Source organism: Rosistilla carotiformis (assembly GCF_007753095.1).
GTDB lineage: Bacteria > Planctomycetota > Planctomycetia > Pirellulales > Pirellulaceae > Rosistilla > Rosistilla carotiformis.
Map to the genome: position 1 here is coordinate 3,867,348 of NZ_CP036348.1, position 22,981 is coordinate 3,890,328.

Consider the following 22,981-nt stretch of genomic DNA (forward strand, 5'->3'; position numbering starts at 1 on the left):
CCAGCAATTTTACAGTTACTGGCAAATCGATCTTTTTCCGTGCGGCAAAGTCAATTAACCTGCGGCAGCTCCAGAAACATGGACTGGAGCCGACGCGTTGGTTCGTCCATCCAGGACGGTGGCATCGCGTTGGACCTGTAGAAACCTCCCCCTCCCTTTCGACGGTGGTTGACATCCGCCCTCACCAACTTGCAAGGATGCATCCGATGGACATCGCAAAGCGTGCGCTGCACTTTTTGTTGATTGGAACCGTTGTTTCGTGGCACATGCCGATCGCCCAATTGGCCGCTCAAGAAGCGCCGCATGCGATCGCCGCAGCTCCCGAAATCCACCCCATTGCTGTTGTTCTCGTTGGCGATCGAATGCTGCAAGGCACATCGATCACCCGCGACGGCAAACCCGCGTCGGGACAAACCGTGGTTCTCGGCCAAAAAGGCAAGGTCGTATCCAAGACGACGGCCGACGCCCAAGGACGGTTCCAGTTCACGATTCAAAAGCCAGGCGATTACCAAATCGCTAGCGCCGATGCCGCCGCTTTTGTAACGTGTTGTACCGCCGCAACCGCCCCCAGCAACGCCGTCAAACAAATCTTGATCTCCCAAGACGCGATGATCGCCCGCGGGCAGCAACCGCTGTCGGTTCTTCTGCATCCGTTGTTAATCGCTTTGGTCATCGCCGCAGCGATCGTGATTCCAATAGCGGTCAGCAACAACAAAGACGACGCCAGCTAGGCTTCAGATCGTCTGATTGCTTCGATCCGGGTAGCCTCCCGGATCGAATTCTTTATCTGCGAATTCGATCGCAATTGCATCCGCGAACAGCAATCCCAACGCGGCGACAGGTCAGATTGTCGCCGACGACGCCGGTTCTGGAGAAGGCGGATCGGCGGGCGGCGTTTCGCTGGTTCCGATGATAACTTTGGCAAGCGTTGCATCGAGCGCCGGAGCAACCCAACGAAGATCGACCACCGTCGCATCGCCGAGCGTCTTGCAGAACAAGAGCGGCCGAGACGTTTCCAGACGCTGGGCGAACGCCTCCGATGATTCGGAAGCATCCGAACCGCGTCGGATTTCTAATTCGACCGAGGGGAGTGCCCAACGTCCAGTCGGCCATAGTCGAGCGGACACTTGATCGCTGTTCACGGTCACGTGGTAACCAGCCAATTCCAACCGGTTTTTCAACCGGATCCCACGGTCGACGAGGTTGGCGTGCGTGGTTTCCAGCATCGCTAGAATCGATCCCTCCGGCACGGGCCCATCGACCCAAGTTTGCATCGCGAGGATCATCGTCGCCTGAGCTGTCAGATCGGCTTGCAACCAACACCAGTCACGGGTCTGAGCGATCTGTTGCAAGCGGCTGTTATCACCAAGGATCAATCCCAACGCAGGTCCGCCCAGCAAGCCGTCCCCGGCGGTAATCAGGACACCATCATGGCAGCGTTGTTTTAAGGTCGGTAACGCCGGCTGAACAAGGTTGTCCAACGGACGTGGGGCAACATAAGGCGCCACGTGCAATAAATGCCGGATATCGGGCATCGTTTGACCGGTACGTCCCGTTGCGGCGGCATCGCCAACCACCCCGTCGACGATGCGATCTGCGGTGACGAGGACCGACGAGGAAGCTTCGTCCCGAAGTTCGGCGAGGACGCTATCGATCGACCACCCGTCGACCGAACCGACTTCGATCACCGTCCTTCCAGCCGACCGCAGCAGATCGGGCAAACTGATCCCTGAAGGCAGTTCAATCGCCTGACACCGCGGCACCAAGATCTTGACGGTCGGTTGCGCCGCCTTCGCCACCGCAACGATCGCCGCCTCCATGCTATCGGCCACCAGAATGTGCTGCCCCGAGAGCGACATCGCCACCGTCTGCAACGCCCGATGAACCGCTTTGCCGGCCAGTTGGTTTTGGTGGGTTGCGTGGAACATCAAAGGATGCTGGACCGCCGCCGACGCCGGGACGCCACAACCGCCTAGCATCAAAGTTCCACTGGCATTGATCGAGACGGTGTTGATCGAATTTTCTGGATGGATGCGTTCGGCAAGCGACGCAGCATGTTGTTTTGCGATCTCGAGCAATCGTTCCACTTCCCGCGCTGCTGCGCCAGGCAAAATATTTAAAACGTCGCCGATCTTGGTTCGCAGCTCATTGGCAAGTTCGGGTTTACGAATCGTTGCCGCAGCTTGCGAAAGCCGTTCTTCCAGGAACTCGCTAGCCCATTCGGAGAGGTTTTGTTTGGGTAGATTCATTTTCCAGCTGCTTTGTTCGGCCTGTGGGGGATCACACAATCATTTTGCTTCTAACTGTAATTATCGTGGACGTTTGCGGAAATGAAAGACCGGCACGCTTGTTGTCTGGACCGGCTGATTTAGAATGCGGCTTTCCCGGCCCCTAATTTCACTTTGGACCTTGGACAATTGCCCGTATGAGCACCATCCTGGACACGATCATCGCCAAGAAGCAACAAGAGGTGGCGGCGGCAAAGTTGGTTCAACCGATCGACAAACTGGAAGCGTTGGCTGCCGAAGCGGCGCCCCCGCGCGACTTTATCGCTGCCCTATCCGCTACGCCCGACGTGCGGTTGATCGCGGAAGTGAAGAAGGCGAGCCCATCGGCCGGGATCATTCGCGAGGACTTCGATCCGGTCGCGATCGCCAAGACCTACGCTCAATCCGGTGCCGCTTGCATCAGCGTCCTGACGGACGAAAATTTCTTTCAAGGATCTTTGGAATTCCTTCGACAGATCCGTGCTGTCGTCGAGATCCCGCTTCTGCGTAAAGATTTCATCATCGACCGCTACCAATTGCTCGAAGCGCGTGCGGCGGGTGCCGATTGCGTGTTGCTGATCGCCGAATGCCTAAGCTCCGAACAATTACTCACGCTCCATCGCCAAGCGGGTGAACTGGGACTACAGACATTGATCGAATTCTACGACGCCGAAAATTTACCTGCCGTGCTGGCGACCGATGGTCGATTGGTCGGAGTCAACAACCGCGACCTTCGCACCTTCCATACCGATCTCCAGCACACCGTTCGGATGCGATCGCAAATTCCAACCGACCGCCTGCTGGTCGGTGAGAGTGGGATTCGCACCCACGACGATGTGAAGATGCTCGGGGCAGCGGGAGTCAAAGCGATCTTGGTCGGCGAATCGCTGATGCGGCAAGCGGATATCGGGCAAGCCGTTCATTCGTTGCTGGGGACCGCCTAGCCCCACAACAAGACACACCAACGCCACTGCTTTTTAAGAATCTACTGCCACCGAGTCGACCATGCCCAAACTAGCCGCGTTTCCGAAAGCCTTCATGCAAGCGTTGTGCAAGGATGGCACGATGAAGGTTTCTCAGTGGATCGATTTGGCGGCGAAGCTGGACGTTCAGGGGCTGGAGTGGTACGCGGGTTTTCTGGAAATGGCCGACGACGCGAACTGGGCGCGGTTCCGCGACGAAGTTGAAGGGCACGGCATGGTGATCCCGATGATGTGTTGTTCCCCCGACTTCACCCATCCCGATGCCTCCTTTCGCCAAGCCGAGATCGTTAAACAGAAGCGATGGATCGACATGACCGCAGCGCTCGGTGGATCGTATTGCCGCGTGCTCAGCGGTCAGCGGCGGCCCGAACTCACGATCGATGAAGGTGTCCAGTTGGCGGCCGATTCGATCGAAGCTTGCCTGCCGTACGCTCAGGACCGCGGGATCACGCTGATCATCGAAAACCATTACAAAGACGACTTCTGGGAGTTCCCTGAATTCGCACAGCAAATGGACGTCTTCTGTATGCTGGTCGATCGAATCGAACATCCCAATTTTGGTGTCAACTACGATCCCAGCAACACCTACCTCGCGGGCGAGGATCCGATCGAATTATTGAAGCGAGTCTCCCACCGCGTCGTCACGATGCACGCCAGCGATAGGTATTTGAAAGAAGGGACGTTGGACGATTTGCGACGTGAAGAGGGAGGGGCGACCGGCTATGCCAAGCGACTCTCCCACGGCGAGATCGGCAAGGGCCTGAACGATTATGACGCGATCTTCAGCGAACTTCGCCGCGTTGGTTTCGATGGCTGGATCAGCATCGAAGACGGAGTCGACGGGATGGACCAATTGGCGCGAAGCGTCGATTTTCTGAAACGCAAAATTGCGGAATACTGGCCCGCCTAGAACGCCCTCCGTTCCAATTCCCTTTGTTCGCGGAAATCTCGCCTCCCCTTCAACACCGCGCCGCAACCGCCGACCGAGAGCCTCATGATTCGCATCACACGCTTGTTTGTCGTTGCCTTAATCGCCCTCGGGAGCACCTTTGCGATTGCATCGGACGCCGCGCGGCAAACCGATGTGTGCGTCTACGGCAGCACGCCGGCGGGGATCGCCGCCGCGGTAAGCGCTGCCAAAGCAGGTCGCAGCGTCCTGTTGGTTGAACCGACCGACCGAATCGGCGGGATGTTGACCAGCGGGCTTTCCCACACCGACTTCCGCTCGTTTGAAGCGTTGACTGGATTCTTCCTTGAGTTTTCGAAACGCGTCGACGCCGACTATCGTTCTCGCTACGGTGCCGATTCCGAACAAGTCGTCGCAGCGTTCGGGGGCACTCACGGCGAGCCCTCGGTCAATCTACGGATCTTGCAGCAGATGCTGGCGGAATATCCGTCGATCGCAACGCAAAAGCATCTGGTCCTGGAAGAAGTTGCCACGACGGAAAGCGTTGGCGGTCGGCGTCGCATCGTTTCAGCCCGCTTCGCCGGTCCGCAGGGGCAAACGCTGCAAGTCGATGCCCGCGTTTTTATCGACGCCAGCTACGAAGGCGACCTGCTGGCGGCGGCAGGGGAGTGTTACCACATCGGTCGCGAATCGCGCAGCCAGTATGGCGAACCGATGGCCGGCAATCCGCAAGGCCAAGCCGATGGTCAGGTGCAAGGTTACAACCTGCGATTGATCATGACGACCGATACCACGAACATGCGCGAGCCGGTTGAGCCGAAAGGCTACGACCGAGACGACTTCATCGACGTTTTGAAGGCGTTTGAAAGCGGCAAGTTGGAACATGTTTTTGCCTCGGATCACAGCGGCATCTTCCGCGCGCACGCCCCCGGCATGCCCAATGGCAAAGCCGACATTAACGACACGCCCCACGCACCGGTTCGATTGTCGATGCCCGACATCAACGACGCCTACCCCGATGGCGATCCGGCAACGCGAGCGAAGATCGTCGCGGCGCATTATGCCTACAACCTGGGGTTGCTCTATTTTCTGCAACACGACGCGGCGGTCCCGGCAGCGATTCGCGAGGACGCGCGGCGGTGGGGCTTTTGCCGCGATGAGTTCCCCGAAACCGAAGGCATCCCACCTCAGTTGTACATTCGCGAGGCGCGGCGGATGGTCGGCCAACACGTATTCACGGGCCGAGATACCGAACAAGCCGAAGGGGACGCCCGTGCGGTGTTGCATCGCGACAGCATCGCCATTGGCGATTACGTTCACAATTGCCATGGCACCGGACGAACGGGATCACGCTACGACGGAAAGCACGAAGGCGAATTCTACAAGAAGATTCCGCCGTACCAAATTCCTTACGGCGTGATCGTACCGGCGGTCACCGAGAACCTGTTGGTCCCGGTCGCTTGTTCGGCCAGTCACTTCGGCTTTGGCGCCTTGCGACTCGAACCGATCTGGAGCTCGTTGGGGCAAGCTGCCGGCTGGGCCTCCGCGATCGCGATCGAGCAAGACCTACCGGTGCAATCGATCGACGTTCCCCAATTACAGCGCCGACTGCACGCCGATGGCAGCGCGACGATTTACGTTTCCGATGTCCCACCCGATTCCAAAGACTTTGCCGCCGTGCAGTGGTGGGGCACGCGAGGTGGCTTGCACGGATTGGCACCCACGGACCAACCGCGTCCGAAATCGCTTGGCAGTCAATACAACGCAGCCTTTCCTGGTCACGCCGCGGAACTGGATCAACCAACCTCCGAAGCCGTGAGGTCGCAATGGAGCAAGCTTCTCGCTAAAGAACAAGATCTCCCGCGGCAACGCTCCGCAAAAGAGTCATCACGTCGAGACTGGATCCTCCATGCCTGGAACCACCGGGATCGCTAGTCCTCGCCCGGACGGGTGTCTTCGCCGGCCAACGTTGACGACTGTGCAAGGATGCGGCTTCGGACTGCACCGCCGATTGAAGCAGGAGCCGCGTTCTCCAAGCTCTCCACAAACATGCCGGGGATGCGACTCACTCGCTCTGTCGATCGACAAGTTCTCCAGAACGTGGCCTCGATGAGTATTCACTCCGGGTATTCTGCATACCTTCCATACGCGCAGCGGCGCGGCTTGTAGAAGCCTGCCACCGAAATCGCAATTTGGCGCAAAGGGGGCTTCGCAGAGGAGGTGAACGGGCTCCGGAAGCATTGGAACAGGAGCACCTGCGGGTCTACCAATCGAGCGTTTGGTGTTGCTTGTTATTTGACAATCTCTGTTTTGGGCGCTCGACAGGTCCACAAAGATGGCGTTAGAGGCGACCGTCGGTATATACTGCTCGCTCTTTGATTCCAAAAATCCTAAAAGGTCATGGCGGCTGTGAGTATCTGGTGGATTGTTGCGATCGCGGTTGCGGTCGTTTTGCTTTCAATATTGTGGTTGCGGCTACATGCCTTCCTGGCGTTGGCGATGGCCGGCTTTTTGGTCGCCGTGTTGACTCCCGACGCCGCGTTGGTCGATTACGCCGATCTTCAGATGGAGAAGTCCAAAGAGGCTTGGACTCAGAAGGAGGCCGCTTCGTTTGTCAGCAGCACCGGCGCCCAGCGGTTGGCTCAATCGTTCGGCGATTACGCGGGGAAGATTGGAATTCTGATCGCGCTGGCTAGCGTCGTCGGCAGCTGTCTGATGCACAGCGGCGCTGCGGCGGTGATCATCCGCCGAATGCTGGCGATCGTAGGGGAAGCCCGCGCCTCGTACGCGTTGGCGGGCAGTTCGTTTTTGCTGGGGATCCCCGTTTTTTTCGACACCGTCTTTTACCTGATGGTCCCGTTGGCCAAGTCGCTGCGGCGACAGGTGGGCAAAGATTATGTGCTCTACATCCTGGCGATCCTCGCCGGTGGATCGTTAGCGCATTCGCTGGTGCCACCCACTCCGGGACCACTGGCCGTCGCGGCGGAATTGCACATCGAGATCTTTGACATGATGGTCGGCGGACTGGCGATCTGCTGCTGTTCGAGCGTCCTTTCGCTTTCGGCCGCCGCTGTGATCAACCGCTTCGTCGACGTTCCGCTGCGCGATGACGAGACACCGGCGGACGAAACATCGGCCGGCGGACCACCGTCGATCGATGAAGTCGAGGGGCCGCCGTTTGGGTTGGCTCTGTTGCCGATCGCTTTGCCGGTGCTGCTGATCGCCGGCGGGACGGCTTGGAACATGTGGCTCGGTAGCTTCGATTCCGGCGCCGCGCCCGCCTGGACCGATTCGCTGGGACGGATTGTCAAACTTGCCAGCGATAAAAACGTGGCGTTGGGAATCGCTGCGGCGATGGCGATGGGGCTGTTGCGATGGGCTCCCGTCGCGAGCGACCGCAACCAATTGATCGGCAAGGCGTTGGCCAGCGGCGGCGTGATTATTTTGATCACCAGTGCCGGTGGAGCGTTTGGGACGATGCTGCGTTACGCAGGGATCGCCGAAGCGGTCGCGGAGATGACGGGCAGCCTGCCGGGATTGATGCTGTTGCCGCTCGCCTTTTTAGTGACCGCATCGATCCGAACGCTGCAGGGGTCGGCGACGGTTGCGATGATCACCGCCGCCGGCGTGCTGCAGGGCTTTGCCAATCCCGAGATCTTGCCGTACCATCCAGTTTATCTGGCAACGGCGATCGGGGCGGGATCCAAGCCGATCATGTGGATGGCCGACAGCGGGTTCTGGGTGATCTGCAAGATGAGTGGGATGACCGAAAGCGAAGGCTTGCGGACGCTGGCTCCGATGAGCATCGCGATGGGGATCTCCGCGTTGATCTTCACCGTGTTGGGGGCGTGGTTGTTGCCGATGAATCATTGATCCTTCGCGAACGGCTCGGCGACGTGTCGGCGTTCCCTTTTCATTGGCACGATCGCTGCATCGCGGCGACCTACGGACACCCCGACGAATGACCATTTGTGCAGAAGTGATTGCGATCGGCGACGAGATCACCAGCGGCAGCCGGTTGGATACCAATTCCCAGTGGCTGGCGTCTCAGTTCGGCGACCTGGGCGTGCGGACTCTTTATCACAGCAGCGTCGGCGACGACTTCGATGCCTGTGTCGATGTCTTTCGGATTGCGATCGGCAGGTCCGACTACATCGTGATGACCGGTGGTCTGGGGCCGACACAAGACGATCTGACGCGCAAAGCGATCGCTGCGGCGACCGATCGCCTGATCGAGATCCGCCAGGAAGCACTTGATCACATCCAATCGTTTTTTGTCGGCCGCGAGATGCCCGAGCGGAACCGTTTGCAGGCGGAGTTCCCCCAGGGGAGTCGATTGATCCACAACCCGCACGGCACCGCGCCGGGAATCGATCTGACGGTCGAACGCCCCGGTCGCTCCGATTGCCACGTCTTCTGCCTGCCGGGCGTGCCGGCGGAGATGCGGCAGATGTGGAACGCTGGCGTCGCGATCCGGATGCGTGAATTGCTTGGCGTGCAGCGAGTGGTACGCCAACATGTCGTCAAGTGCTTTGGTGTCGGCGAGAGCGACATGGAGTCGCGAATCGCTGATCTATTGGATCGCAAGCAGACGCCGCAAGTGGGAATCACCGTCAATCGGGCGACGATCTCGCTGAGGATCTTTGCCGAGGGGAGCGACGAAGCCGACTGCCAATCGCAGATCGATCGCGTCACCGAAAGCCTGCGGCAACGCGTCGGCGAGTTCATCTTTGGCGAAGGGGACGATTTTGAACTGCAGGATGCGATTATCGAACTGTTGGACCGGCGTGGTGAAACACTTTGTTGTGTCGAGCACGGTTTTAATTCGCTGGCCGATACTTGGTTGAGCGCGTGCGAACGCCCCGATCTGTATCGCGGCGGTTTGTCGTTGAGCGATCAGCGGGCGTCGAATCGCTGGCGAAGTGTGCTCGGCGTGCCGCAGAACGGTTCGCCCGAGCAATGGACGGCGGAGGTGATGGAACGATTTGATGCCGATTGGGCGTTGGCGATCGATGGCTATCCGACGATCGTTCCGGGAGAGGGAAAGACCAATCCCAGCTCCGACATTCGGCTGGTCGTGACCGGTCGAAAACTGTCGACACCACGCTCGATCACATTCCACATGGGCGGGCATCCCGATGTGTTGCCGCCGCGGATCGGCAAGGCGGGTCTTAACTTTTTGCGTCAGATACTTCTCGAGAATTAACTGCGAGGCGAACGATGGATTTGTATGACGAATATTGCGTCAAACCCGATAGCAAGGTGAAGCTGAAGGATATCCATCCACGCGAGGACAAACCGTTCAAGGATCGCGAGGAAGCGGAGCAGTTGACCACGGAGAACGTCGAAGCGATCCGCCAGCTGCAGTACCGGATGTTTGTCGAAGGGAAGCAGTCGCTGTTGATCGTGCTGCAAGCGCCCGACGCGGCGGGCAAGGATGGCTTGATCCGTCGCGTTTTGGGGAAGATGAACCCGCAAGGCTGCCGCGTCCATTCGTTTAAGAAGCCGACCGAACTGGAACTCGCGCACGATTTTCTGTGGCGAGTGCATCCTTGCGTCCCCGCCCGCGGCCAGGTTTCGATCTTCAACCGTTCGCATTACGAAGACGTGTTGATCGTCCGCGTCCACGACTTGGTTCCCAAAAGCGTTTGGAAGGAACGGTACGACCTGATCAATTCTTTTGAATCGCTGTTGAGCTCGGCGGGGACTCGGATCCTGAAGTTCTATCTGCACATCAGTCCCGAAGAACAATTGGAGCGGTTTAAGGAACGGTTGGATCTGCCTGAAAAACACTGGAAGTTGAACGCCGCAGATTACCACGAGCGGGACCGCTGGGACGATTACCGCGAGGCTTACCAAACCGTATTCGAGCAATGTAGCCCCAAGCACGCGCCGTGGTTCGTGATTCCGGCGGACCGAAAGTGGTATCGCAATGCCGTGGTTTCTCAGATCGTTCGCAAAACGCTCGAAGAGATGAATCCGCAATTGCCCCCCGTGACCGAGGATTTAGCGGAGATACGCCGCTTGTACGGGATGGCAGAGGGGGAAGAATAGCGGCATCCGTGCGGATTAGCACACATTTTCTTGATCCAGGGCAGCCTACCCACGTGTCAACTGCGATGCGACGGGGCGGTCAGGCTGTTGTCTGACCGCTGGTTTTGGTAGCCTAGTCGTTTGACCTCAGACTTACGCGAACCTTCGCATCTTGGCAACCTGGAAGAATATGCAAACGCAGCAGCAAGGTTCGTTACCCGATCCACAAACGGCCGCCGTGACCAGCGTCTTCGCCGGTTATTCGCCCCCCGTTGGTGGTTACGATGAACTGTTTTCCTCCCCCCAACAGATGCGATCCCACTGGAAGCGGTTTGCGGCGGCAATCAATCGGGTGGGGAATGAGGAGATGTTGCGTCGCTGGACGCAGGCCAAGCGACTGATTCACGAAAACGGTGTCACCTACGGCGCTTATGGTGATCCATTGGACAAGCCGCGGCCGTGGGAGCTGGACGCGTTGCCGTTGTTGATCCCCCAGCCCGAATGGGACAAGCTCTCCGCCGGTCTGCAGCAGCGCGCCAAGGTTTTGGAATTGACGCTGGCCGATCTGTATGGGCCGAAGAAACTGATTCGCGACGGCGTGCTGCCGCCAGAGATTATTTTCGCGCATCCTGGTTTCTACACCACGCTGCACAATTTGAAGCCGAGCATGGGGCGGTACCTGCACAGCTACGCCGCCGACCTGGGCCGCGCTCCCGACGGCGATTGGTGGTTGCTTGCCGATCGGACCGAAGCCCCCTCGGGAGCCGGATACGCATTGGAGAATCGCGTGGTCGAATCGCGGATGTTGCCCGAGGGCTTTCGCGCCTGCAACGTCCAACGTCTTGCGCCCTACTTTCGCGCCCTGCGGGAAACCTGCCGCCGGATCGCGACGCGACATAAAGACAATCCGCGGATCGTGCTGTTGAGCCAAGGTCCGTCGAGTGAAAACTATTTCGAAGACGCTTACCTTTCGCGTTACCTCGGTTACACGCTTGTCGAAGGGGCCGATCTGGCGGTCCGCGATCGCTGTGTCTGGTTGAAAACGCTGGGTGGTTTGTATCCGGTCGACGTGATTTTGCGGCGTCCCAATACCATCGACTGCGACTCGCTAGAACTGCCGACAACTTCCCCCGGTGCCATCGCGGGACTCGTCGACGCAGCCGCAGCAGGAAACGTCGCGATCACGAATCCGCTGGGCTGCGGATTGGTCGAGTCGCCAATTTTCATGGCTTACATCGGGGCTCTGTGCAAGACCTTGTTAGGCGAAGACCTGAAGTTATCCAGTGTGGCAACGTGGTGGTGTGGTGATGCGGTCGGCCGCGAGTATGTGCTCGCCAACCTCGATCGTTTGGTGGTCAAACGCGCCTTCCGCCAACGCGGCCACGAACGCCAGGTGACCGAGCAGCTGAAGCAATTGCCTAACGACCAATTGGCCGAACGGATCAAGGCACGCCCAACCGAATTTGTTGGCCAGGAGCGGGTCGTTCGATCGACCATGCCGAACTGGGCCGGCGGCAACGTCTCGGCGTCGTATCTCGCGATGCGAGCATACATGATTGCGTCGGGCGATTCGTTTGAAGTGATGCATGGCGGGCTAGCGCGAACGTCCAGTGAACTGGGTTCATTGGAGATGTCTTTAGTTTCCGGAGAGGGGAGCAAAGATATTTGGATCCAGGGCAAGGAGCCACCGCAGCACGATAGTTTGTTCCAAGGCCGGCATGAACCGGTCAAGTTGCGGCGTAGTGGCGACGATCTGCCCAGCCGCGTGGCCGATGATATCTATTGGCTCGGTCGCCAAGTGGAACGGGCCGATTCGGCCGCCCGATTGCTGCGCGCCGTCACGATGCGTTTGACCAGTGAATCGGCGAGCCATCTGCGATCGGAACTGCCGATGCTGCTGCGAACGATGGCCGATCAAGGTCAGATCGAGCCGGGGTTTGTGGTCGAAGGGATTCGCCAACAGTTGCCTGCGATCGAAGAAAACCTTCCGATTTCGACCTTTGACGCCACGGCATCGGGTTCGCTGCGTTCGATGCTGGCCGCGACCTACAGCACCGCCTCGCGGGTCCGCGATCGTCTGTCGGCAGACAGTTGGCGGGTCTTGGTTCGGATCGACGAACAGTTCCGGGCCCCCGCGACCGGGACTTGGGATCTCACCGATCTATTGAACATGTCGAACGAGCTGATCGTCGACCTGGTCGCTTTTATCGGGATGATGTCCGAGAGCATGACTCGCACGCAAGCGTTCCACTTCATGGACCTCGGATTGCGAATTGAGCGGGCGACGCAGACGACGGCGCTCTTGAACAACTGCTTCTCGGTTGGACAAGAGATCACCGGCGAGATGCTCGAAGCGTTGCTGCAGGTCTGCGACAGCCTGATGACCTACCGCTACCGCTACTTGTCAAACCTGAACGAGGTCCCGGTACTCGACTTGTTGCTGACCGACGAGACGAACCCACGCAGCGTTGTCTATCAATTGTTACGGATCAAAGACCATGTCGATCGGTTGCCGCGAACCGAATCGCAACCGACCAGCAGCGAGCAGCGAATGTTGTTGGCCGCGTTGTATGCGGTGCGGATGTTGGACATCGAAGCGATCGGTGAAAAGCACGCCCAAGGCGATCGAACCCAGCTGATCGAAGTGTTCGAAAAACTGGAGTTGCATCTGCCTCAACTGTCGCAAGCGATCACCAACAAATACATGGTGCACGCCGGCCCATCGCGGCTGCTGACGTCGATCGACCAAGTGCGGATGAGCAAGCCATGAAGTATCGGATCACCCACACAACCAAATACAACTACAGCCAACCGGTTGGCGTTTGTCACAACAAAATTCATTTAGCCGCTCGTTCGCTGCCACAGCAAACGGTGACGAATTTCCATTTGTTGATCAAACCCGATGCGTTCGCATCGACATGTCAAAAGGATTATTTTGGCAATCGCGTCGACTACTTTTCCATTCAAGAGCCGCATCGCAGCTTGACGGTCACCGCGACCAGCAATGTGGAAGTCCGGCCCATTCCGCGACCTCCCGCTTTTACCGCCTCACCGCCGTGGGAGGATGTCGCCCAAGGAATCGCTAAACGCCGCGATGAGCTGAGTCTTTCGGCTTTTCAGTTTTCGTTTGCTTCACGAATCGTACCACGCGACCCGGCCTACAGCGAATTCGCGTTGGCCAGCTTCACCAAAGGGCGGCCGATCGTCGAAGCGGGACTCGACCTGACGCGGCGGATCTTCGAAGGGTTTAAATACGATCCGCGCGCGACCACCGTCAGCACCCCCGTTGGCGAGGTGTTCAAGAACCGCGCGGGCGTCTGCCAAGACTTTGCCCATTTGCAAATCGCTTGCTTACGATCGATCGGCTTGGCCGCACGCTACGTCAGCGGATACCTGCGAACGCTGCCACCGCCCGGGAAAGAGCGGTTGATCGGCAACGACCAATCGCATGCATGGTTAGCGCTTTATTGTGGCGACGAGATCGGTTGGGTCGACTACGACCCCACCAATAACATGATCCCCGCGACCGATCACATCACAATTGGCTGGGGACAAGATTACAGCGACCTGTGCCCGATCCAAGGCGTTTTCATCGGCGGCGGAAAGAACCGAATGGATGTTAGCGTCGACGTAGCGACGATCTCTCCCGACGTTTGAAAGTTGACGCCGGACGTGTCAGGCTCGTGAACCTGTCATCGGCCTGTCGATTTAATCAGCCGTTTGGGCGTTAGCCCCGGTTCAAGCACCGTTAAACCGGGGCTAACGCCCAAACGGCTAATTCGAGGAAACTCGTTGTGACTAAACCGACAAGCCGTCATGCGGGTACGCTACAAACATCCGTCGTTTGAAGCCTTCGGGATTTGGTTCGCTGGCGTGCTCATCTAACCCGAGTTCCGAACGCGATCAATCATGAAAACGCGAAATTCCACCGGCAGCGTCTTTCGGTGCATACGTTGGGCGACCCTCGTTGCGGCTGGCTTCATTTCCATTGTGGGAACAAGTAATGCCGCGGGCGACACGCAAAGCGACGCCACCCCCTCGGTCGTTGTGTTCTATTCCTTCCGGCACGTGATGCCGGTGAATGTCGACTGGGATCGCGGAATTCGCAACGGTCTGGCCAGCGCGGGACTTGAAAACATCCGAATCGAAGTGGAGTATCTCGATTTGGATCGCTACTCCGACGACGACTTTCGCGACCAGTTGGTCGATTTGCTGGAGCATAAATATGCGAACCGGCGAATCGATGTCGTCATCCCCGTTTACACGCAGGCGATCGATTTCGTGCTGGCGCAGCGAACGCGGTTGTTTCCGAACGTGCCGCTGGTTTGCTGCACCGCGAAAGCGGAACTTGCCGCACGGATTCGCAAGGTCGCCGAGGCGACGGGAACGGAATTCGAAATCGATTATTGGAGAACGGTCCAAGACGCCAAGCGGCTGTTTCCCAGAATGCGCAAGCTGTATCTGATCGGCGGTGTTGGAGAAACCGATCGGCACTACCGTCGCATGGCGCATCGAGCGCTCGATGATCGGCTAGCTTCGCGCGGGATCGAGATCATCGATGTGGAAGGGCTTCCCATCGTGGAGATGAAGCAGTTTATGGCGCAGGCGGATCGTGATGGCGTGGCGCTGTTGTTGACCTGCGACGAAGATCGCGACGGCAACCATCCGTTTACCGTCGACGTTTCCAAGCAGTTGTGCGCCGATTGCCCGGTGCCGGTGTTTGGCACCTACGATACTTTGATTGGGACGGGAGTTGTCGGAGGCCATGTCTGGTCGATCGAAAGGCATGGCGAACTCGCAGGACAGCTTGCGTCGCGGATCATCGCGGGCGAAGACGTCGCGGAGATTCCGCTAATCGGACTTCACGAAACGCAATCAGTTTTCGACGCGCGGCAATTGAATCGCTGGAAGATCGATACCGACGCGCTGCCAACGGGTTCGAAGATCCGGTTCGCCGAAGCTTCGATTTGGGATCTGTACCGGAGTCAGATTGTATTAGGCATCGGGCTATTGTCGCTGCAAACCCTCATCATCGCGGGCTTGATTGTGAATCGATCGCGTCGGATCAAGGCGGAGCGATCGTTGTTTGCAAGTCGCGGGGAAGCCAGGAATTTGGCCGGGCGTTTACTTTCTGCACAAGAAGACGAACGACGGCGGCTCGCGCGGGAACTCCACGACGACCTTTCCCAACGATTGGCGGCGTCGGCGATCGGTATAGGACAGTTGGAGCTTGGAGATTTGGGGAACGCCGATTCTCGTGCGAGGTTGAAACAGATGAAAGAAGACTTGATCGGACTTTCGGATGATGTCCATCAAATGTCGTATCAAATCCATCCGTCGATCTTGGAAGATCTGGGCTTGGAGGATGCGATCCGCAGCGCGTGCGATCGTTTGGCCCGTCGCGATAAAATCGACGTCGAATTTCGATGTGGAATGTTGCCCGATCCTTTTAGTGACGCGATCAACCTGTGCTTATATCGAGTCGCCCAAGAGTCGCTGTGGAACGCGGCGCGGCATGCGGAGACGCAGCGAATCGATGTGGTGTTGACCGCCGATCCCGAAACCGTGAACCTGGAGATCCGCGATTTTGGAGTCGGATTCGACAGCGACGCAGCGTTGAAAAACGGAGGTCTCGGTCTGGCGAGTCTGCACGAGCGGGCGCGAATTGTTGGCGGTGATCTCTCCATCGCGGCGCGTCGTGGTAGCGGGACCACGATCACCCTAAGCATTCCTTTGTTGGACGACGACCGATGAAACGCACACGTGTCCTATTAGCGGACGATCACCGGATCGTTGCCGAAGGGTTGCGGAATCTGCTGGAGCCCGCCTTGGATCTGATCGCGATCGTCGAAGATGGTAGGGAATTGATCGAAGTGGCGCTACGCGAACAACCCGATGTGATTGTCGCTGACATCACGATGCCGTTGCTGAATGGTCTCGATGCGATCGACGCCATACGAGCGGCAGGTTGCCAAGCCAAGGTTGTCTTCCTGACGATGCATCGCGATGCGACCTACGCCGCCCGGGCGGTCCGTTCGGGGGCGAGCGGTTTTGTGCTGAAACATTCGGCCACCGAAGAATTGTTGACCGCGATCCGCTGTGCCATCGCAGGCGAAACGTTTGTAACGCAAAGAATCGCCGAGAGTATCGACCCAATCCCGACGTCGCGTCGAACCAACAAACACATGGAACAACCATTACTGACTCCGCGACAACGTGAAGTTCTGCAACTGTTTGCTGAAGGACGCACTGCACCACAGGTCGCGGAGGTTCTGAAAATATCGAAACGGACAGCCGAAAACCACAAGGCGCGTATCATGTGTGCCTTAGGAGTTTCTTCGACCTCGGATCTCATTCAATACGCAATTCGCCATGGGCTAATCGCTGGGAAATAGAGCCGAACGTGCCTGGAAGCCGTTTTGGTTTTGCGCCATTTGTACACGTGCATCGACTAGGCATGCAGATTACCTAGCCTGGATTTGTTTCCTATTTTCTAGCGTTGTTTGAGTAATTCTACTCATACGACGTGGCGGTTTGTGGGGTATATATCAGAGTCTTAATCGACACGGCAATGGTGGATCCGACGCAATTGTGACGGAGAGGCGGTATGGATTTCTTGAAAACCCGCAGACGGTTCAGTGTTCTGTTTAGTTTACCGGCAGGTGCTAAGTCGCGACGTCTCCTTCTCTTCGTTTCGGATCGGTTTCCGTTCGAGTTTGGCCCCCATTGGGGCTGAACAATTTGTAGCAAAGCTTGTTGCTTGGCTTTGCTTTTGTTTAACCGCTACGTGCTTGCCGCGGGCGCAACGTTCTGTGAGAACCCTCAACTATGAAGATCAAGCTAACAAGTTTCCTCTTGGCGGCGGGGCTTTGCCTTTCGGCCACCGCTCAGGACAAGCCGAATATCCTTGTCATCTGGGGTGACGATATCGGCACCGAAAATATCAGCGACTACAACCGTGGGATGATGGGCTACAAGACGCCTAACATCGATCGCGTCGCGAAAGAAGGCATCTTCTTCACCGATTACTATGGCCAACAATCGTGCACCGCCGGTCGTGCGGCGTTCATCGGTGGCAGCGTTCCTGTCCGCAGCGGAATGACGAAAGTCGGTCTTCCGGGCGCAAAAGAAGGTTGGCAGAAGACCGACGTCACGATGGCGACCGTCTTGAAAAGCCTCGGCTATTCAACGGGCCAATTTGGCAAAAACCACCAAGGCGATCGCGACGAACACCTGCCAACACAGCACGGTTTTGATGAGTTCCTCGGCAATCTCTATCACTTGAACGCTGAGGAAGAACCCGAAAACGAAGACTATCCCGCCGACATGAAAATGGCCGATGGGCGCACGTTTTTGCAAGTCTTTGGTCCGCGTGGCGTGATCAAGGCGAGCGCCGACGGAAAGATCGAAGATACGGGACCGCTGACCAAGAAGCGGATGGAAACGATCGACGAGGAAACCATCGCTGCGGCGAAGGACTTCATCACGCGTCAGCACAAAGCGGGCAAGCCGTTCTTCTGCTGGTGGAACGGAACTCGGATGCACTTTCGCACGCACGTGAAGAAGGAACACCGACACAAAGGAAACGATGAGTACACCGACGGCATGATCGAACACGACATGCAAGTTGGCGAATTGTTGGATCTCCTGGATGAACTGGGTATCGCCGACAACACGATCGTTCAATACTCCACCGACAACGGCCCCCACTACAACACTTGGCCCGATGCCGGAACGACACCGTTCCGCAGCGAAAAGAACTCGAACTGGGAAGGCGCCTATCGCGTTCCTTGTTATGTGCGTTGGCCCGGCAAGTTCGCCGCAGGCACCACGCTCAACGGAATCGTTGCTCACGAAGACTGGTTGCCAACCTTTGCCGCAGCTGCGGGGTCGACCGACATTAAGAGCAAACTACTCGAAGGCGTTGAACTTAACGGGCGCACCTACAAGAATCACATCGACGGTTACAACCAACTCGACTACCTAACCGGTAAGGTCGACGAATCACCGCGTCGTGAATTCATGTATGTGAACGATGACGGTCAAATCGTCGCGATTCGCTACGATGCTTGGAAAGCCGTTTTCCTTGAGAACCGTGGTGTAGCTTTTGAAGTTTGGCGGGAACCGTTCACTGAACTCCGCGTTCCGTTGCTGTTCAACCTTCGCCGTGATCCGTTTGAAAAGGCACAGCACAACTCGAACACCTACAACGATTGGTTCTTGTCGCGAGTCTATGTGTTGGCTCCAATGCAGCAATTCGCTGGGAAGTTCCTGATGACGATGAAGGAGTTCCCGCCGAGCCAAACGCCTGGTTCGTTTAATCTGGAGAAGATCCAGAAACAGATCGAAGGCAGCTTGGGCGGACGATAACGTCAACGCCGATGAGACTCACGGAGCCAACGACCTCGTTTGGCTTCGCGGTAACAAAAACGCCTTGCGACCAGCTTCGCAAGGCGTTTTTTTATTGGTTGATCTGCGGTCGGCGACGGGATTCCAAAGGCACTCACCATGCGCACGAGGTCGCGTCGACACACGTCGGTTGTGAGCAAAGAACCCATCGCTACGCCAACACGATTGCCAAGGCAAACCTTCTATTGACCGCCGAACGACGCACCGCGGAAACCGTCGCCGTCGGTGTAGTCTTGTGGTGCGTTGAGACCGCCGGTAAGCAGAAGACCGTCGACTTTGGCATTCGCTTGGGCCAGTTGCCCCTTGGCTTCAATGAAACGAATCATCGAGTCGTAGAAACTGCGACGAACGATCAGCACTTGCAAGAACTCAAGCTCTCCCGCTTTGTAGCCTTCCTCCGAAAGCTCGAGGCTCTTCGTAGCCTGCGGGATGATCTGTTCTTCGTATTTCTTGACCGTCGCCATCGTGGCATCAAACTCTTGCGCCGTCCGCGCCAAACGTGACCGGATCGATTGTTCAACACGTTGCACGTTTTGGACCGCGTTGCGGTAGTCGGCGTAGGCCGCCGAAATGTTCCCTTGGTTCTTGTTCCAAACCGGAATCGGAGCGGACAATTGAACGTTCAACATTCCCGAATCGGTTCCGTTGTCAAAGCCCGCCCCCAGCTGACCGGTAACGTTGGGAGTCATCTGGGTTTGCTGACGTTTCAAAATCGCGGCCTTTTCGCAGACCAACGCATGCGCCACCGACATCTCGGGACTTTGCGCCACGATCGCACCGTAGGTCGTTTCCCAATCAGGAGCGTAAGCGGGCGGTTCGAGTTGCGCGACCAGGCGGACCGGAGTCGTCGATGGCAGGCCGGCGATTGCCGCTAAATCCTGCCACGCGCCTCGGTAACTGAGTTCGGTGCGTTCGGCCGCCAAGGCGATCTCGCTGAGCATCGTCTGGGACTGCAGCACCTCGATCAACGTTCCTTCCTCTGCCTTCTGTCGTTGCTCAGCAACTTCAACACCCCGTTCGGCAACCGACTGAAACTCGCGTGTCGCCTCGAGTTGCTGTTGTGCGGCCAAGGCTTCATAGAATCGCACTCGGACATCGGTCAAAACGCGATAGCGTTGCGTTTCGGTTTCCCATCGCTGCGCCGACGCGGTGTGTGAAAGGATGGAGCGATTCAATTCCAATTTCCCACCGCGCACGAACTCTTGTTCGATGAACAGGCTATGCTGATCCGTCTTTTGATCGGCCAATTGCTGTCCCGCATAACCGATCGTTGGATTGGGACGCGTGCCGACCTGGCGGCGCAGCCCCGTGGCTTTGCTGGTGTTCGCGTAAGCGGCCGCGATTGCGGGATTGTTGCTAAGGGCCAGTTGTTCGATGTCTGCGAGCGTATACACCGGTGCGTCCGCGTTCGGGCTAGGTACCGGTACGGGCGTTATATCCAATTCACCGATAAGCAGGGTTTGATCCGCCCGTTGGACTGGATTCAACGCCAGTGCAACGGGGCTCGGTACGTGGGGCTCGCTCGCCGCGCGAACAGTCGGCATGGGCGCAGCACGCCCCGCGTCCAACGCTTCCACGGAATCACTGTCCCCAAGACGATAGACCACCGGTCGAATTTCAGAGGACGTTGGCGTTCGTTCTTGGGGGGCAGTTTCCGTCGCCACAACCGTCTTCTCGGGCGCGGGGTTGATGAGGGCGACACGTGGCGTTTTGCCAGGGCTTGCGCAGCCTGCAACCGAAAGTGCCAGAAGGCTCGTCAAATAGGTATGGGATCGTCTCATAGCATCCTTGCCAGTCGTCGAGGTGTAATCTTTGAATCAACGCGCCGACGGCGGACTACGCATTGTCCGTCGCGATCGTCATGTTCCTTGCGAATGCCTTCGTAAGCGTTATCGGTTCGATCGCTGCAAACCTGAGGGCCGCTACGACCGGGAGCCACATTCCGTGGTCGTGGTGGGCGTCGAACCGAATCGACCGTCATAGATTCCCATAAGTGGAGGAAGAATTGCGTCGCTATGTCATGCAAGCATTTGGCCAGCGTCCCGCCATTAAAAACGCCGGCCGCTTGCAAAACGCCGGTGGGCGCATAAAAAAACCTCAGCCATCGAACGGCTGAGGTTTCAAACTTCATGACGCTAGCGTTTCCGCTGGCTCATTAGTACATGTCGTGGTCGCCACCGTGGCCGCCGGACTTGCCGTCCTTAGGCTTTTCAGCGATCAGGGCGTCGCTGGTCAGCAACAGGACAGCGACGCTGGCTGCGTTGCCCAGAGCGGTGCGAGTCACCTTGGTTGGGTCGATGACACCGGCGACAACCAAGTCTTCGTAGACGTCGGTCAACGCGTTGTAGCCGTAGTTGCCCTTCGAAGCGAGAACCTTTTCGCAGACGACGCCACCATCTTGGCCGGCGTTTTCCGAGATCATGGTCAATGGAGCGCGGCAAGCACGAACGACGATGTTGTAACCAACGATTTCGTCGTGCGAGATTTCGCCTGGCTTAACCTTGCTGCTAGCACGCAGCAGGGCAACGCCACCACCTGGCAGGATGCCTTCTTCGACGGCAGCACGGGTAGCGTGCAACGCATCTTCGACACGTGCCTTCTTCTCTTTCATTTCGCTTTCGGTCGCAGCACCGACGTTGACCTTGGCGACACCGCCAGCCAACTTGGCCAAACGCTCTTCCAGCTTTTCCTTGTCGTAATCGCTGGTCGAGTTCTCGATCTCGCGACGGATCTGATCGATGCGTCCCTTGATCTCGCTGCTCTTGCCAGCGCCTTCGATCACGGTGGTGTTGTCCTTGTCGACGATCACCTTCTTGGCACGGCCCAATTGCTTGATACCGACGTTTTCCAGCTTGGTACCCAAGGCTTCGAAAATCGCTTCGCCACCGGTTAGGATCGCGATATCTTCCATCATCGCCTTGCGACGGTCGCCGTAGCCGGGAGCCTTCACTGCAACGCAGTTGAAGGTGCCACGCAGGCGGTTGATAACCAAAGTTGCCAACGCTTCGCCGTCGACGTCTTCAGCGACGATCAACAGAGGCTTGCTTTGTTGAACGACTTGTTCCAGGACAGGAACCAGATCCTTGATGTTCGAGATCTTCTTCTCGAAGACCAGGATGTAAGCGTCTTCGAGGACGGCTTGCATGGTGGTCGAATCGGTGACGAAGTATGGCGACAGGTAGCCGCGGTCGAACTGCATACCTTCGACCCATTCCTGCTCGGTGTGCAGGCTCTTGCCTTCGTCGACGGTGATCACGCCGTCTTTACCGACCTTTTCCATGGCGTCGGCCAACAGGGTGCCGATTTCGCGATCGTTGTTCGAAGCAACGGTGGCGACGTTCGCCATGTCTTCCTTGCTCTTGACCTTGATCGCCATCTTCTTCAGTTGTTCGGTGATGTCGGCAACCGCTTGCTCGATACCACGCTTCATCTGGATCGGATTGACACCTGCAACAACAGCCTTCAGGCCTTCGTTGAAGATCGCTTCGGCCATCACGGTCGCGGTGGTGGTACCATCGCCGGCGACGTCGCTGGTCTTGCTGGCAACTTCGCGAACCATACGAGCGCCCATGTTCTCATAGACGTCTTCCAGGTCGATTTCTTTGGCGACCGAAACACCGTCCTTCGTGACGGTTGGGCTGCCGAAGCTCTTCTGGATGATGACGTTGCGTCCCTTAGGACCCAAAGTCACTTTAACGGCTCGCGCCAACTTGCTCACGCCGCGACGAATCGACTCGCGTGCCTCTTGCTCAAATGCGATGATTTTTGCCATCGGTATCTAATCGCTCCAAATAGATGGTGTTTAGGTTGTTCGTTGATAAAGGGAAGGGCGAACGGCGTTGTGCGTCGCCCCGGACTTTGTTGACGACTTCGTTTGACGCAGTCGTCGGTGGATTGCCGTGGCGGCAAATTAGCCTTCGATGACCGCCAAGATGTCGTCTTCACGCATCAGCAGATATTCTTGGTCTTGGGTTTCAACGGTTTCGCCAGCATAGCTGCTGAAGATCACGCGATCGCCAACCGCAACTTGCGGTGCCGAACGGGTTCCGTCGTCCAACAGCTTGCCATCGCCCAAAGCGACAACCGTACCGCGAGCGGGCTTCTCTTGTGCCGAACCCGGCAACACGATTCCACCCGCGGTGGTCTCTTCGGATACTTCACGTTGAACGACCAAGCGATCGCCGAGCGGTTGCAGTCCAATCTTTGTCTTCGATTTAGTTGCTACTGCCATTTCCGTCACACCTCCAGAACGGTTGAGTCAAATTTCATTATCAGTCAATGGTTCGGGCTACTCCCCACCGTAAACGTCGGGTTCGGGATAGACCGGTACCAGTTGGCACTCGAAATGCGTTTGCTGCCACCATAAGCAATCGCTGTGCCAA

16 protein-coding genes are annotated in these 22,981 nt (G+C 57.6%); 12 read left to right on the plus strand and 4 right to left on the minus strand.

The window, feature by feature from the left end:
• Positions 1–206: 206 nt before the first annotated feature.
• Entirely contained in the window at positions 207–731 is a 525-nt protein-coding gene (locus tag Poly24_RS13955; RefSeq protein ID WP_145096262.1) for a hypothetical protein, read from the plus strand.
• 111 nt (positions 732–842) lie between these two features.
• Here Poly24_RS13955 and Poly24_RS13960 read toward each other — a convergent pair whose 3' ends face one another.
• Positions 843–2,249 (minus strand): hypothetical protein, encoded by a 1,407-nt coding sequence (locus tag Poly24_RS13960; protein WP_145096265.1) that lies wholly within the window; start codon positions 2,247–2,249, stop codon positions 843–845.
• Between the two features lie 176 nt (positions 2,250–2,425).
• On the opposite strand from Poly24_RS13960, the gene trpC reads away from it, so the two are divergent.
• The 11 genes from trpC to Poly24_RS14015 all read left to right on the plus strand — a co-directional run bounded on the left by trpC (position 2,426) and on the right by Poly24_RS14015 (position 18,560).
• Positions 2,426–3,211 carry an indole-3-glycerol phosphate synthase TrpC gene (trpC, locus tag Poly24_RS13965; RefSeq protein WP_145096268.1) on the plus strand — a complete coding sequence of 262 codons (786 nt, stop codon included), beginning with the start codon at positions 2,426–2,428 and terminating at the stop codon, positions 3,209–3,211.
• Positions 3,212–3,272: 61 nt separating this feature from the next.
• A complete protein-coding gene (locus tag Poly24_RS13970) occupies positions 3,273–4,160 on the plus strand; it encodes a sugar phosphate isomerase/epimerase family protein (protein WP_145096271.1) in 888 nt (295 codons plus the stop codon).
• Positions 4,161–4,244: 84 nt separating this feature from the next.
• The gene (locus Poly24_RS13975) at positions 4,245–6,092 is read left to right on the plus strand and encodes an FAD-dependent oxidoreductase (protein WP_145096274.1); all 1,848 of its coding nucleotides are present in this window, start codon (positions 4,245–4,247) and stop codon (positions 6,090–6,092) included.
• A gap of 474 nt (positions 6,093–6,566) precedes the next feature.
• Positions 6,567–8,030, plus strand: coding sequence for a GntP family permease (locus Poly24_RS13980; protein ID WP_145096277.1), 1,464 nt, complete (start codon positions 6,567–6,569; stop codon positions 8,028–8,030).
• 88 nt (positions 8,031–8,118) lie between these two features.
• Positions 8,119–9,363: a competence/damage-inducible protein A gene (locus Poly24_RS13985; protein WP_145096280.1), complete on the plus strand. Its 1,245-nt coding sequence runs from the start codon at positions 8,119–8,121 to the stop codon at positions 9,361–9,363.
• 14 nt (positions 9,364–9,377) lie between these two features.
• Positions 9,378–10,211 (plus strand): polyphosphate kinase 2 family protein, encoded by an 834-nt coding sequence (locus Poly24_RS13990; protein ID WP_145096283.1) that lies wholly within the window; start codon positions 9,378–9,380, stop codon positions 10,209–10,211.
• 169 nt (positions 10,212–10,380) lie between these two features.
• Positions 10,381–12,960: a circularly permuted type 2 ATP-grasp protein gene (locus Poly24_RS13995; RefSeq protein WP_145096286.1), complete on the plus strand. Its 2,580-nt coding sequence runs from the start codon at positions 10,381–10,383 to the stop codon at positions 12,958–12,960.
• Positions 12,957–13,847, plus strand: coding sequence for a transglutaminase family protein (locus Poly24_RS14000; RefSeq protein ID WP_145096289.1), 891 nt, complete (start codon positions 12,957–12,959; stop codon positions 13,845–13,847). Before Poly24_RS13995 ends, Poly24_RS14000 begins: the two co-directional genes overlap by 4 nt.
• A gap of 252 nt (positions 13,848–14,099) precedes the next feature.
• A complete protein-coding gene (locus Poly24_RS14005; RefSeq protein WP_145096292.1) occupies positions 14,100–15,944 on the plus strand; it encodes a sensor histidine kinase in 1,845 nt (614 codons plus the stop codon).
• Complete coding sequence (locus Poly24_RS14010) at positions 15,941–16,585, plus strand: response regulator (protein WP_145096295.1); 645 nt, start codon at positions 15,941–15,943, stop codon at positions 16,583–16,585. Before Poly24_RS14005 ends, Poly24_RS14010 begins: the two co-directional genes overlap by 4 nt.
• 433 nt (positions 16,586–17,018) lie before the next feature.
• Positions 17,019–18,560 (plus strand): arylsulfatase, encoded by a 1,542-nt coding sequence (locus Poly24_RS14015; RefSeq protein WP_145096297.1) that lies wholly within the window; start codon positions 17,019–17,021, stop codon positions 18,558–18,560.
• A 221-nt stretch (positions 18,561–18,781) separates the two neighbouring features.
• On the opposite strand, the gene Poly24_RS14020 is transcribed toward Poly24_RS14015, so the two are convergent.
• From Poly24_RS14020 to Poly24_RS14030, 3 genes are all read right to left on the minus strand, one after another.
• Positions 18,782–19,993: a TolC family protein gene (locus tag Poly24_RS14020; protein ID WP_231753134.1), complete on the minus strand. Its 1,212-nt coding sequence runs from the start codon at positions 19,991–19,993 to the stop codon at positions 18,782–18,784.
• A 761-nt stretch (positions 19,994–20,754) separates the two neighbouring features.
• Entirely contained in the window at positions 20,755–22,371 is a 1,617-nt protein-coding gene (groL, locus tag Poly24_RS14025; protein ID WP_145096303.1) for a chaperonin GroEL, read from the minus strand.
• Between the two features lie 138 nt (positions 22,372–22,509).
• Entirely contained in the window at positions 22,510–22,830 is a 321-nt protein-coding gene (locus tag Poly24_RS14030; RefSeq protein ID WP_145096306.1) for a co-chaperone GroES, read from the minus strand.
• Positions 22,831–22,981: the final 151 nt, after the last annotated feature.